This window comes from Pseudomonas argentinensis (assembly GCF_001839655.2).
GTDB classification, from domain to species: Bacteria; Pseudomonadota; Gammaproteobacteria; order Pseudomonadales; family Pseudomonadaceae; genus Aquipseudomonas; species Aquipseudomonas argentinensis_B.
In genome coordinates this window covers 4,094,143-4,107,732 of sequence record NZ_CP056087.1, presented here as the reverse complement: position 1 = coordinate 4,107,732, position 13,590 = coordinate 4,094,143, and the positions used below count along the sequence as shown (strand labels likewise).

Genomic DNA, 13,590 nt, shown 5'->3' with positions numbered 1-13,590 from the left:
TAGGGTGGACAACCGCGATGCGTTGGCCACCGCTTGGCATGCGATATCACGGGAGGGCTATCGATGAGCAAACAAGACCACCTCGAACTGGCGCTGATCCAGAGCGACCTGGCCTGGCACGACCCTGAGGCCAATCGCGCCCACTTCGAGACCCAGCTGCAGCAGGCTGCGGGCGCCGACCTGGTAATCCTGCCGGAGATGTTCAGCACCGGTTTTTCCATGCAGTCCGCCGAGCTGGCCGAGCCGGAAGACGGCCCCACCAGCCAGTGGCTCAGCGAGCAGGCCCGGCGAATAAATGCGGTGATCACCGGCAGCCTGATCATCCAGGCCGCCGATGGCAGCTACCGCAATCGACTGTTGTGGGCGCGTCCGGATGGTTCGCTGGCCCATTACGACAAGCGCCACCTGTTTCGCATGGCCGGTGAGCACCAGCACTATGCCGCCGGCGAGCGCCAGGCAGTATTCGAGGTCAAGGGTTGGCGGGTACGCCCGCTGATCTGCTACGACCTGCGCTTTCCGGTATGGAGCCGCGATGCCGTGGGCACCGACCTGCTGCTCTACACCGCCAACTGGCCAGCCGCCCGGCGCCTGCACTGGAACCGCCTGCTGCCGGCGCGAGCCATCGAAAACCTCTGCTACGTCGCGGCGGTCAATCGCATCGGCGTGGACGGCAAGGGTCACCCCTACAGCGGCGATTCCCAGGTGCTGGATTTCCAGGGCGACAGCCTGCTCGATGCCGGGGATAGGACGGGCGTGTTCCATCAGCGTCTTGATGGCTCTGCATTAGTCGCCTACCGCGAGCGCTTCCCGGCGCATCAGGACGCCGATCCGTTCGAGTTTCGTTGAGCCTGAAACGCCACCGGCCCGGTTCGCGAGGGCGAAACCGGGCCGGTTGGCAACCAGACACCCTTGTTAGGCGGCGTTCTGATCCTTGGCCAGGGAAGCCATGTCGATCACGAAGCGGTATTTCACGTCACTCTTGAGCATGCGCTCGTAGGCTTCGTTGATGTTCTGGATATCGATCATTTCGATGTCCGAGACGATGTTGTGCTCGGCGCAGAAGTCGAGCATTTCCTGGGTTTCGGCGATACCGCCGATCAGCGAACCGGCCAGGCGGCGGCGCTTGAAGATCAGGCCGAAGACTTCCGGCGACGGGTGCGCCGAGTCCGGTACGCCGACCAGGGTCATGGTGGCGTCGCGCTTGAGCAGGCCGAGGAACGCATCCAGGTTGTGCGGCGCGGCCACGGTGTTGAGGATGAAGTCGAAGCTGTTGACGTGGGCCGCCATCTCGTCGGCATTCTTCGACACCACCACTTCGGCAGCGCCCAGGCGTAGGGCATCTTCTCGCTTGTTCGGCGAGGTGGTGAACAGCACCACGTGAGCGCCCATGGCGGCGGCGATCTTCACGCCCATGTGGCCGAGGCCACCGAGGCCGACGATACCCACCTTGTCACCCTGCTTGACGTTCCACTGGCGCAGCGGCGAGTAGGTGGTGATGCCGGCGCAGAGCAGCGGCGCCACGGCGGCCAGGTTGTCGGTGTGGCGGATGCGCAGGACGAACTTCTGGTCGACGACGATGTTGTCGGAGTAGCCACCAAAGGTGTTTTCGCCACCGAAGAGCGGGCCGTTGTAGGTGCCGGTGAAGCCGGCCTCGCAGTACTGCTCCAGGCCTTCGGAACAGGACGAGCAGCTCTGGCAGCTGTCGACCATGCAGCCGACGCCGGCCAGGTCGCCGACCTTGAAGCCGGTCACGTCGCTACCGACTGCGGTGACCTTGCCGACGATCTCGTGGCCGGGCACCGAGGGGTACAGGGTGTTCTTCCACTCGTTGCGCGCGGTGTGCAGGTCGGAGTGGCAGACGCCGCAGTAGAGGATGTCGATCTGCACGTCGTTGGCGCCGACGGCGCGGCGCTGGAAGCGGTAGGGCGCGAGAGGTTTGCTGGAATCCTGGGCGGCGTAGCCGAGAATGGTGGTCATGGGCAATTCCTGTCGATTGTGAATCAGCGGCTTGTGGCCGCGGGGGTGGATAAGCGTAGTGCAGTCCGGTGCCGGGTCGATTGCACAATCCTGTCGCTGTCTGTCCTGATCCTGTGGTTTAGGCGGTACGGGCCGGTAGTTGATTCCCCCGCCCTGCGGTTTGCCGGGTTCGGATCGACCTGCGCTCAGGCTCTGCGTGGGGGCCAGCAGTGGGTTTTATGACGGCGTGACTGAAACGCAGCGCGCCGCGCCGCAACCCTAGAGCGGGGTCGGATCGCCTAGCGACTGTTAAGGCGCGCGCGCAGCAGCGGGGTGAGTTCGTCGAATAGCGTCTGCACCGAGCGCAGCGCCAGGCAGTCGGGGCGGGTCAGCAGCCACAGGTCGGTGTCGCAAGCGACCAGTGCCTCGCTCAGGCGCTCCACGCCATCGAGGCTGCGGGCCATGAAGTCGGGCAGGGCGGCGATGCCCAGGCCGCCCTGGACCAGGGTGGCGACCGCCGACATGCTGCTGCAGCGGTAACGCGGCACCAGGCTGGGGTGCACCTGATGGCGCCAGGCCACGGTGATGTGGTCGGGCATGGAATCGTCCGGGGCGATCCACGGCACCGAGGTCGGCGCCTGCACAAAGGCGTCGCGGTGTTCCGGGCGGCCGCAGATGTAATAGGCGGTGTGGCCGAGTTGACGGCCGACCAGATGCTCGGGCGGTGCGTTGGACAGGCGCAGGGCGATGTCCGCGTCGCGGCGGCTGAGATTGGCGAAGGTGTTGGTGGTGGCCAGCTCCAGCGACAGTGCCGGGTAGCGCGGCATCAGTTCGGCCAGGCTGGGCAGCAGCAGGTTCTGCAGTACCGCATCGGTGCAGGTCAGGCGCACCGTGCCGCTGATGACTTTCTCGCCATGCTGCAGGGCGATGCGCGCGGCATCCAGGGCCTGCTCGGCGCGCTCGGCCTGCTCGGCCAGGGCCTGGGCGCTCTGGGTCGGCATGTAGCCGCGGCGGCTCTTCTCGAACAGGGCGATGCCCAGATTGGCCTCCAGCTTGCGGATGGCCCGGAACACCGTCGATACATCCACCTGCAATTGTTCGGCGGCCCGTGCCAGAGAGCGTCCGCGCACCAGGGCGAGCACCAGGGCGAGGTCGACGTGGCTGATCTGGTATTGCGTAGATGCAATCATCAATTGCTCTGTTGCCAGTATCGGTTGCGTGTGCGCCCACTTATACTCAAGGCGTTGCCTAGAATCAAATCCGCTAGCGGATACCCAGAATAATGAGGCGCCAAGGCTCGTGAGATGTCTTCCGCGGGCGCGCCGATGCGAAAGGATGTATTTCCCATGACTTCGGTTTCCCCACGTGTTGTTCAGCTCAACGAAGCGAACACCTTTCTCAAGGAGCACCCTGAGGTTCAGTACGTCGACCTGCTGATCACCGACATGAACGGTATCGTGCGTGGCAAGCGCGTCGAGCGCGCCAGCCTGCACAAGGTCTATGAAAAAGGCATCAACCTGCCGGCCTCGTTGTTCGCCCTGGACATCAATGGCTCCACCGTGGAAAGCACCGGCCTGGGCCTGGACATCGGCGATGCCGACCGCATCTGCTACCCGATCCCCGATACCCTGTGCAAGGAGCCCTGGCAGAAGCGCCCGACCGCACAGCTGTTGATGACCATGCACGAGCTGGACGGCGCGCCGTTCTTCGCCGACCCCCGTGAAGTGCTGCGCCAGGTGGTGGAGAAGTTCGACGAGCTGGGCCTGACCATTTGCGCGGCCTTCGAGCTGGAGTTCTATCTGATCGACCAGGAAAACGTGAACGGCCGCCCGCAGCCACCGCGCTCGCCGATTTCCGGCAAGCGCCCGATTTCCACCCAGGTCTACCTGATCGACGACCTCGACGAGTACGTCGACTGCCTGCAGGACATGCTCGAAGCCGCCAAGGAGCAGGACCTGCCGGCCGACGCCATCGTCAAGGAAAGTGCCCCGGCGCAGTTCGAGGTCAACCTGCACCACGTCGAGGACGCCATCAAGGCCTGCGACTACGCGGTGCTGCTCAAGCGCCTGATCAAGAACATCGCCTACGACCATGAAATGGATTCGACCTTCATGGCCAAGCCCTATCCGGGCCAGGCGGGTAACGGTCTGCACGTGCATATCTCGCTGCTCGACAAGAAGACCGGCCAGAACATCTTCGCCACCGACGATCCGGAGCAGCACGCGCCGCTGCGCCATGCCATCGCCGGGATCCTCGACACCATGCCGGCGTCGATGGCCTTCCTGTGTCCGAACGTCAACTCCTACCGCCGTTTCGGCGCGCAGTTCTACGTACCCAATGCGCCGAGCTGGGGCCTGGACAACCGCACCGTGGCGGTACGCGTGCCGACCGGCAGCAGCGACGCGATCCGCATCGAGCACCGCGTGGCCGGTGCCGACGCCAACCCGTACCTGATGATGGCCTCGATCCTCGCCGGTATTCACCACGGCCTGACCAACAGGCTGGAGCCGGGGGCGCCGATCGAGGGCAACTCCTACGAACAGCTGGAGCAGAGCCTGCCGAACAACCTGCGCGATGCCCTGCGCGAGCTGGACGACAGCGAAGTGATGAACAAGTACATCCGTCCCGAGTACATCGACATCTTCGTGGCCTGCAAGGAAGCGGAAATGCACGAGTTCGAGACCACCATTTCCGACCTGGAATACAACTGGTACCTGCATACCGTCTGAGGGAGTGATGAACATGACCACCATGACTCGCCAGGATTGGGAGCAGCGTTACCGGGGCCTGCGCATCGAGGGCCGGGCCTTTATCGACGGCAGCTATCGCGATGCCGTGGGCGGTGCGACCTTCGACAGCATCAGCCCGGTGGATGGCCGACATCTGGCCAGCGTGGCCAGCTGCATGGCCGAGGATGCCGAGCTGGCCGTAAAGGCCGCTCGCGCCGTGTTCGAGCGCGGCGACTGGGCAAGACTCGCCCCGGCACAGCGCAAGCGTGTGCTGATCGCCTTCGCCGACAAGCTGCTGGCCAATGTCGAGGAACTGGCGTTGCTGGAAACCCTCGACATGGGCAAGCCGATCAGCGATTCGTTGAGCATCGACGTACCGGCGGCGGCCAATGCCATCCGCTGGAGCGCCGAGGCGATCGACAAGCTGTATGACGAAGTGGCGCCCACGCCCCACGACCAGCTTGGCCTGGTGACCCGCGAGGCGGTCGGCGTGGTGGCGGCCATCGTGCCGTGGAACTTCCCGTTGCTGATGTCCAGCTGGAAGCTCGGCCCGGCGCTGGCCAGCGGCAATTCGGTGATCCTCAAACCCTCCGAGAAGTCGCCGCTGACTGCCATCCGTGTCGCCCAGTTGGCGCTGGAAGCCGGCATTCCGGCCGGCGTGTTCAACGTGCTGCCCGGTTACGGCCACACCGTCGGCAAGGCCCTGGCCTTGCACATGGATGTCGACACCCTCGTGTTCACCGGCTCCACCAGGATCGCCAAGCAACTGCTGATCTATTCCGGTGAGTCGAACATGAAGCGCGTGTGGCTGGAGGCCGGCGGCAAAAGCCCCAATATCGTCTTCGCCGATGCGCCGGACCTGCAGGCCGCCGCCGAGGCAGCGGCCACCGCCATCGCCTTCAACCAGGGCGAAGTCTGCGTCGCCGGCTCGCGCCTGCTGGTGGAAAGCTCGATCAAGGAGCGTTTCCTGCCCATGGTGGTCGAGGCGCTGCAGAGGTGGAAACCCGGCCACGCCCTGGAGCCGGACACCCGCGTCGGCGCACTGGTCGATGACGGCCACCTGGCCACCGTGCTCGGTTTCATCGAGGCCGGTCGCCAGGAGGGCGCCGAGATCCTTACCGGTGGCGAACGCGCCCTGCAGGAAACCGGCGGCAGCTACGTGCAGCCGACCCTTTTCGCCGGCGTGAACAACGCCATGCGCATCGCCCGCGAGGAAATCTTCGGCCCGGTGCTGTCGGTGATTACCTTCGACAGCGACGAGGAAGCCATCCGCATCGCCAACGACACGCCCTACGGCCTGGCCGCAGCGGTGTGGACCCGCGACATTTCCCGCGCCCACCGCACCGCGCGGGCGTTGCGCGCCGGCAGCGTGTGGGTGAACCAGTACGACGGCGGCGACATGACCGCGCCGTTCGGCGGCTTCAAGCAATCGGGCAATGGCCGCGACAAGTCGCTGCATGCCTTCGACAAGTACACCGAACTGAAAGCGACCTGGATCAAGCTCTGAGGGTAAAACCGACCCGCTGCGCGTCGGCCCTGCGGCGTTAAAAAACAGGCTCGGAATGCTCATGTACCACAGTACAATCGCCCGCGACCCCGGTCGCTTCCTTGCCTGCTTTTTGCGGGGCCGCCTAGGTCTTGCATGGCTCTAGCTCGCGCGTTCTTGAACGGCTTTGTCCCAAGGCGGAAATTTGCAGTTGTTAGGGAGTTTCAAATGACTCAACACGTCGACAGTTACTACGCCGCCTCGCGCAACCCGCGGGTCGATTACCCAGCGCTCACCGACGTCGTCGAGACGGATGTGTGCATCATCGGCGCCGGCTACACCGGCCTTTCCACCGCGCTGTTCCTGCTGGAAAACGGTTTCCGGGTGACCGTGCTGGAAGCCGCCAAGGTCGGTTTCGGCGCCTCGGGGCGTAACGGCGGGCAGATCGTCAACAGCTACAGCCGCGACATCGACGTCATCGAAAAGCAGGTCGGCGCGCGCCAGGCCCAGCTGCTCGGCGAGATGGCCTTCGAGGGCGGGCGCATCATCCGTGAGCGGGTCGCCAAGTACGGCATCCAGTGCGACCTGAAGGACGGTGGCGTGTTCGCCGCCATCACCGGCAAGCAGCTGGGCCACCTCGAAGCCCAGAAGAAGCTCTGGGAGCGCTACGGCCATACCCAGTTGGAGCTGATGGACGAGCGCCGTATTCGCGAAGTGGTCGGCACCGACCGCTATGTCGGCGGCATGCTGGACATGAGCGGCGGCCATATCCACCCGCTCAACCTGGCCCTGGGTGAAGCCGCTGCGGTGGCCTCACTGGGTGGCGCGATCCATGAGCAGAGCCCGGCCACCCGCATCGATCGCGGCCCGCAGCCGGTGGTGCATACGCCGAACGGGCAGGTGAAGGCCAGGTTCGTGGTGGTCGCCGGGAACGCCTACCTGGGCGGCCTGGTGCCCGAACTGGCGAGCAAGTCGATGCCCTGCGGCACCCAGGTGATCGCCACCGAGCCGCTGAGCGACGAGCTGGCCCGCAGCCTGCTGCCCCAGGACTACTGCGTGGAAGACTGCAACTACCTGCTCGATTACTATCGCCTGACAGCCGACAAGCGCCTGATCTACGGTGGCGGTGTGGTCTATGGCGCCCGCGACCCGGCGGACATCGAGGCGATCATCCGCCCCAAGCTGCTCAAGACCTTCCCGCAGCTCAAGGACGTGAAGATCGATTACACCTGGACCGGCAACTTCCTGCTGACCCTGTCGCGCCTGCCCCAGGTCGGCCGCATCGGCGAGAACATCTACTACTCCCAAGGCTGCAGCGGCCATGGCGTGACCTATACGCACCTGGCCGGCAAGGTCCTGGCCGAGGCGCTGCGCGGCCAGGCCGAGCGTTTCGACGCCTTCGCCGGGCTGCCGCATTACCCGTTCCCGGGTGGGCAGCTGCTGCGCGTGCCCTTCACCGCCCTGGGTGCCGCCTATTACCAGCTGCGTGACCGCCTGGGTTTCTGATGCTGCGCCTGCCGACGTGCGCCGTCGGCAGGCTTTTCCGGAGAGAACACCATGACCCGCATGCCCCTGATCGGCGTGACTGCCTGCCGGCAGCAACTTGGCAAATACGATTCGCACACGGTCGGCGACAAATACGTCGAAGCGGCGGCCTACGCCGGCCTGCCACTGGTGCTGCCCGCGCGCAGCACGCCGAGTGACCCCCGGCAGCTGCTCGAGCAACTCGACGGCATCCTGTTTACCGGCTCGCCGTCCAACGTCGAGCCGCGGCATTACCAGGGCACGCCGAGCCTGGAAGGCACCCAGCACGACCCCAGCCGTGATGCCAACACCTTGCCGCTGCTGCGCCTGGCGATCGACAAGGGTGTGCCGGTGTTCTGCATCTGCCGCGGCTTCCAGGAGCTCAACGTGACCCTGGGCGGCACCCTGCACCAGCGTGTGCAGGAGCTGCCGGGCTACCTGGACCACCGCGAGCCGCAGCGCGATTCGGTGGCCGAGCAGTACGCGCCGCAGCACGCGGTCGCCGTGCAGCCGGGCGGGGTGTTCGAGCGGATCGGCCTGCCGGCGCAGTTCCAGGTCAACTCGCTGCACAGCCAGGGCATCGACCGCCTGGCCGAGCGCCTGCGCGTCGAAGCGCTGGCGCCCGATGGCCTGGTGGAAGCGGTGTCGATTCCCGATGCGCCGGGCTTTCTGATCGGCGTGCAGTGGCACCCGGAGTGGCGCTTCAGCGACAACCCCGAATCGCTGAGGTTGTTCCAGGCGTTCCGCGATGCCTGCCAGGCCTATGCCCAGGCGCGCGACGCCCGCTGAATCCGCCCTGAACCCCCTCGGGTTCGGGGCGCTCTGACCTGAACGGGTCGGGATCGGCTCTGCAGCCTCAGCCAGCCGGCGCAGCGAGTTGCGCCAGGCAGATCCCGGCCACGTTCGGAAACAATTCCAAGACGATGGCAGAGACTTATGAGTGATTACACAGACGCGTCGGCATCGCACGTACAGGCAACGCCCGTCGCTGGCGCCGCCGCCGTGGTTTCCGGCAAGGGCCTGGCCCAGGGCAAGGTCGGTTTGCTGGCCTGCGTGGTGCTGGGCATCTCCACCATCGCACCGGTCTATACCCTGACCGGCGCATTGGGCCCGACGGTGCGCGAGGTCGGCGTGTACCTGCCGGCAGTCTTTATCGTCGGCTTTCTGCCGATGCTGCTGGTGGCCCTGGGTTACCGCGAGCTGAATGCCGCGGAGCCGGACAGCGGTACCTCCTTCACCTGGTCGGCGCGGGCCTTCGGGCCGATGATCGGCTGGATCGGCGGCTGGGGGCTGGTCACCGCCACCACCATCGTGCTGTCCAACCTGGCGGGCATCGCGGTGGACTTCTTCTACCTGTTCCTTGCCCAGCTCACCGGTCTGGACTGGCTGGCCGACCTGACCCGCAACCTGCTGGTCAACATCGTCACCTGCTGCGCCTTCATCGCCATGGCGGTGTGGGTGTGCTGCCGGGGCATCGGCATGACCATGGGCGTGCAATACACCCTGGTGGCGCTGCAGCTGGTGGTGCTGATCGGCTTCTCCATCGCCGCCTTCGCCGCCGCGCCGGACAGCTCGCCGGTGGTCTTCCATCCCGAGTGGTTCAACCCGTTCAATATCGATTCGTTCTCGGCCTTCGCGGCGGGCCTGTCGCTGTCGATCTTCATCTTCTGGGGCTGGGACGTGTGCCTGACCGTCAGCGAGGAATCGGTCGGTAGCGAAAAGGTGCCGGGGCGCGCAGCGACCCTGACCGTGCTGCTGATTCTCGCCCTGTACCTGTTCACCGCAGCGGCCACCCTGCAGTTCGCCGGCACCGGCGACAGCGGCCTGGGGCTGGGCAATGCGCAGATCCAGGAAAACGTCTTCGCCCACCTGGCCGGCCCGGTGATGGGCCCGCTGGCGATCCTGATGTCCATCGCCGTATTGGCCAGTACCGCGGCATCGCTGCAATCGACCTTCATTTCGCCGGCGCGCACGCTGCTTGCCATGGGCTACTACCGAGCGGTGCCCAAGCGCTTCGCCAGCGTGCACCCCCATTCGCAGACGCCGCGCTACGCGACCATCGCCGCCGGCATCGCCACCGCGGTGTTCTACGTGACCATGCGCACGCTGAGCGAGAACGTGCTGGCCGATACCATCACCGCCCTGGGCATGATGATCTGCTTCTACTACGCGCTGACGGCGTTTGCCTGCGTCTGGTACTTTCGCCACAGCCTGTTCGACAGCGCACGGCACTTCTTCATGCGCGGCCTGTGCCCGCTGGTGGGGGCGGTGATGCTGTCGGTCATTTTCTGGCAAACCACCCTGGACAGCATGTCGCCGGACTTCGGCAGCGGCTCGCACGTCGGTGGTCTCGGCCTGGTGTTCGTGATCGCCGTGGTGATCCTGCTGCTGGGCCTGGTACTGATGTTCATCGCCCGCTGGCAAGCGCCGGCGTTCTTCAGGGGCAACACCCTGCAGAAGCAGATGAAGCCGGCTAAGTCGCGGTAGCGCAGTAGGGCGTACTCGCGAAGCAGTACGCCGTTGCCGTTGTGTCAGGATCGATAGGTTATGGCGGACTGTTCGCTTCGCTACGAGCGGCCGGCGTCCCGGTCCGCCCTACGAGCTCAGAAACGACAAAGGGACGCCGAAGCGTCCCTTTGTCGTTTACCGCAGGCCGATTATCACGCGGCCTGGGTCTTTTCCTCGGCTTGTTTCACCGCACGGTTCAGGGCGCTGAACAGGGCGCGGAAGCTCGCCGTGGTGATGTTCTCGTCGATGCCGATGCCGTGCAGCGGGCGCTGACCATCGAGGCGGATTTCGATGTAGCAGGCCGCCTTGGCGTTGGCGCCGCCTCCAATGGCGTGCTCGTGGTAGTCCATCACTTCGACGGCGACCGGCAGGCTGGAGGCCAGGGCTTCCAGCGCGCCCTTGCCCGAACCGCTCCAGCGTTGTTCCTGGCCGTTGACCTGCACCTTGGCGTCGACGCGGCTTTCGCCGTTCTCTTCTTCCAGGCGATGGCCCTTCAGTTCATAGGGTGAGGTGGCCTTGAGGTATTCGCTGTCGAGCAGCTTGTGGATCTGCGAGGCGGTCATCTCCAGGCCCAGGCGGTCGGTTTCCTTCTGCACCACCTGGCTGAACTCGATCTGCATGCGCCGCGGCAGGTTGATGCCGTATTCCTGCTCGAGCAGGAAGCTGATGCCACCCTTGCCGGACTGGCTGTTGACGCGGATCACCGCCTCGTAGTCGCGGCCAATGTCGGCCGGGTCGATCGGCAGGTAGGGCACTTCCCACAGCGCGCCATCCTGCTGCTGGGCGAAGCCCTTGCGGATGGCATCCTGGTGGGAGCCGGAGAAGGCGGTGTGGACCAGGTCGCCCACATAGGGGTGGCGCGGGTGCACCGGAAGCTGGTTGCAGTCCTCGACCACCTTGCGCACCGCATCGATGTCGGAGAAGTCCAGCTGTGGGTTGACGCTCTGGGTGTAGAGGTTCAGCGCCAGGGTTACCAGGCAGACGTTGCCGGTACGCTCGCCGTTGCCGAACAGGCAGCCTTCGACGCGATCGGCGCCGGCCATGACGGCCAGCTCCGAAGCCGCAACACCGGTGCCACGGTCGTTATGGGTGTGCACGCTGATCAGCACGCTGTCGCGCTTGCTCACGTGGCGGCCGAACCACTCGATCTGGTCGGCATAGTTGTTCGGCGTGGCGCACTCGATGGTGGCGGGCAGGTTGAGGATCAACGGGTTGGCCGGGGTCGGCTGGAACACCTCGATCACCGCGTTGCACACCTCGACGGCGAAGTCGATCTCGGTGCTGCTGAACACTTCCGGCGAGTACTCGAAGCCCCACTGGGTTTGCGGCGCGGCAGCGGCCAGGCGCTTGATGGTGGTGCCGGCGGAAACGGCGATGGCCTTGACGCCGGCCTTGTCCTGGTTGAAGACGATCTTGCGAAAGCTCGGTGCGCAGGCGTTGTAGTAGTGGACGATGGCCTTCTTGGCGCCCTTGAGGGACTCGAAGGTACGCTCGATAAGGTCGTCACGGGCCTGGGTCAGTACCTGGATGGTCACGTCGTCCGGGATATGGCCGCCTTCGATCAATTCGCGCACGAAGTCGAAATCGGTCTGCGAGGCGGACGGGAAGCCCACCTCGATTTCCTTCAGGCCGACCTGCACCAGGCACTTGAAGAAGCGCATCTTCTTCTCGGCATCCATCGGCTCGATCAGCGACTGGTTGCCGTCACGCAGGTCGGTGGACAGCCAGATCGGCGCCTTGTCGATGATCTTGTCGGGCCAGGTGCGATCCGGGATCTGAATCCGGGTGAACGGGCGGTACTTCTGCGACGGGTCTTTGAGCATGCTCATGAATCGATCCTGAAGGCGAGGGCCAGGGTGGGCCGTGCTGGAAAAAGAGAGAAAGCGAAACGCGAGAAGGGGGCCGGCAGACCCTAGCGCAGTCGCTGAGCGACCAGACAGAGATTGGCGTGTTGCCGAAGCAGGATGAGGGTCTGGGAGATAGTCATGGGCTCAACCCTAACCATTGAGGGTAAAGCTGGCAAGTCTGTCTTGGAAATTGGTGGAAACCACCAAGGTAAGCGCCTTGGTGGTTTTTTATTGCGTGCCTGAGGAGTTTTTTGCGGGTGCGTTGCTCGGTATTCAGAGCGGAGAAGAGCCGCTGCCGTGCAGGGCAGGGCGCAGCTCGCGCATGTCCGCCCCGCTGGGGTGCTGGAAGACGCGCAGGCCGAACTCCGGGAGGATCGCCAGCAGGTGGTCGAAAATATCCGACTGGTAGCCTTCGTATGCCGCCCAGGCCACGGTATTGGTAAAGCAGTACAGCTCCAGCGGCAGACCATCGGCGGTGGGTTGCAGCTGGCGTACCAGCAGGGTCATGTCCTGATTGATGCCGCGGTGCTGGCGCAGGTAAAGCTCGATGTAGGCGCGCAAGGTGCCGATGTTGGTCACCCGGCGGGTGTTGGCCGGCTCCTGTGCCGCTTCGGCCAGCTCGGTATTCCAGCTCAGCAGTTCGCTTTGCTTGCTGCTCAGGTACTGGCCGAGCAGCAGGAAGCGCTGCAGGCGAGCGATCTCGTCCGGGCTGAGAAAGCGCACGCTGGTCTGATCCAGGTACAGGCAGCGCTTGATGCGCCGCCCGCCGGACTCCTGCATGCCGCGCCAGTTCTTGAACGGGTCGCTGATAAAGCGCTTGGTCGGGATGGTGGTGATGGTCTTGTCGAAGTTCTGCACCTTGACCGTGTGCAGGGCGATATCGATGACATCACCGTCGGCATTGAGCTGTGGCATCTCGATCCAGTCACCGACGCGCACGATATCGCTGGAGGAAATCTGCACGCTGGCCACCAGCGACAGCAGGGTGTCCTGGAAGATCAGCATCAGCACCGCGGCCATGGCGCCGAGGCCGGAGAGCAGGATCAGTGGCGAACGGTCGATCAACGTGGCGATCATCAGAATGTTGGCAATGGCGTAGATGACGATGGTCACCACCTGGATGTAGCCCTTGATCGGCTTGAGGTGTGCGTTCGGGCGGCGCTGGTAGAAGGCGTTGACCAGATTCAGCACGCCGCCCATGGCCAGGGCGATGGTGAGGATGATGAAGGCGCTGCAAACGTTTTCCACCACCGTGACCACGGCCGCCGGCAGGTGCGGAATCACCTTGATGCCGCCCGCCAGGATCAGCGCCGGCACGATGTTGGCCAGGCGGCGCACCACATGGGAGTCGCCCAGTACCTTGTCCTGGCCGATGCTGGTCGAGCGCAGCGCGCGGTAGAGGCCGCGCACCAGGATGCGCTTGACCACCCAGTTGGCGATCCAGGCACCGAGGATCAGCAGGCTCAGGCTGATCAGGGCGTGCAACTCCGGGTATTGCTGAAGCCACTTGAGGGTGGCCTGGTACTGTTCGTTCATCGCG

At 64.9% G+C, this 13,590-nt stretch carries 10 protein-coding genes; 6 read left to right on the top strand and 4 right to left on the bottom strand.

Annotated features, from left to right (window positions below; translation table 11 throughout):
* Positions 1 to 63: 63 nt before the first annotated feature.
* Positions 64 to 846 carry an amidohydrolase gene (locus SA190iCDA_RS18475; RefSeq protein WP_070885501.1) on the top strand — a complete coding sequence of 261 codons (783 nt, stop codon included), beginning with the start codon at positions 64 to 66 and terminating at the stop codon, positions 844 to 846.
* Between the two features lie 66 nt (positions 847 to 912).
* On the opposite strand, the gene SA190iCDA_RS18470 is transcribed toward SA190iCDA_RS18475, so the two are convergent.
* Both SA190iCDA_RS18470 and SA190iCDA_RS18465 read right to left on the bottom strand, forming a co-directional pair.
* A complete protein-coding gene (locus tag SA190iCDA_RS18470; protein ID WP_070885500.1) occupies positions 913 to 1,977 on the bottom strand; it encodes an NAD(P)-dependent alcohol dehydrogenase in 1,065 nt (354 codons plus the stop codon).
* Between the two features lie 278 nt (positions 1,978 to 2,255).
* Entirely contained in the window at positions 2,256 to 3,146 is an 891-nt protein-coding gene (locus SA190iCDA_RS18465) for a LysR family transcriptional regulator (protein ID WP_070885499.1), read from the bottom strand.
* Positions 3,147 to 3,302: 156 nt separating this feature from the next.
* Between SA190iCDA_RS18465 and SA190iCDA_RS18460 the strand changes: the two genes are divergently transcribed.
* The 5 genes from SA190iCDA_RS18460 to SA190iCDA_RS18440 all read left to right on the top strand — a co-directional run bounded on the left by SA190iCDA_RS18460 (position 3,303) and on the right by SA190iCDA_RS18440 (position 10,182).
* The gene (locus SA190iCDA_RS18460; RefSeq protein ID WP_070885498.1) at positions 3,303 to 4,685 is read left to right on the top strand and encodes a glutamine synthetase family protein; all 1,383 of its coding nucleotides are present in this window, start codon (positions 3,303 to 3,305) and stop codon (positions 4,683 to 4,685) included.
* A gap of 13 nt (positions 4,686 to 4,698) precedes the next feature.
* On the top strand, positions 4,699 to 6,192 hold the full coding sequence (locus SA190iCDA_RS18455; RefSeq protein ID WP_070885766.1) for an aldehyde dehydrogenase: 1,494 nt from the start codon (positions 4,699 to 4,701) through the stop codon (positions 6,190 to 6,192).
* Between the two features lie 207 nt (positions 6,193 to 6,399).
* Positions 6,400 to 7,677 (top strand): NAD(P)/FAD-dependent oxidoreductase, encoded by a 1,278-nt coding sequence (locus SA190iCDA_RS18450; protein ID WP_070885497.1) that lies wholly within the window; start codon positions 6,400 to 6,402, stop codon positions 7,675 to 7,677.
* Between the two features lie 51 nt (positions 7,678 to 7,728).
* Complete coding sequence (locus SA190iCDA_RS18445; RefSeq protein WP_070885496.1) at positions 7,729 to 8,484, top strand: gamma-glutamyl-gamma-aminobutyrate hydrolase family protein; 756 nt, start codon at positions 7,729 to 7,731, stop codon at positions 8,482 to 8,484.
* A 147-nt stretch (positions 8,485 to 8,631) separates the two neighbouring features.
* Positions 8,632 to 10,182 carry an APC family permease gene (locus tag SA190iCDA_RS18440; RefSeq protein WP_070885495.1) on the top strand — a complete coding sequence of 517 codons (1,551 nt, stop codon included), beginning with the start codon at positions 8,632 to 8,634 and terminating at the stop codon, positions 10,180 to 10,182.
* Between the two features lie 173 nt (positions 10,183 to 10,355).
* On the opposite strand, the gene leuA is transcribed toward SA190iCDA_RS18440, so the two are convergent.
* Positions 10,356 to 12,032 (bottom strand): 2-isopropylmalate synthase, encoded by a 1,677-nt coding sequence (gene leuA, locus SA190iCDA_RS18435; RefSeq protein WP_070885494.1) that lies wholly within the window; start codon positions 12,030 to 12,032, stop codon positions 10,356 to 10,358.
* Positions 12,033 to 12,323: 291 nt separating this feature from the next.
* Positions 12,324 to 13,586 (bottom strand): mechanosensitive ion channel family protein, encoded by a 1,263-nt coding sequence (locus SA190iCDA_RS18430; protein ID WP_070885493.1) that lies wholly within the window; start codon positions 13,584 to 13,586, stop codon positions 12,324 to 12,326.
* Positions 13,587 to 13,590 lie beyond the last annotated feature (4 nt).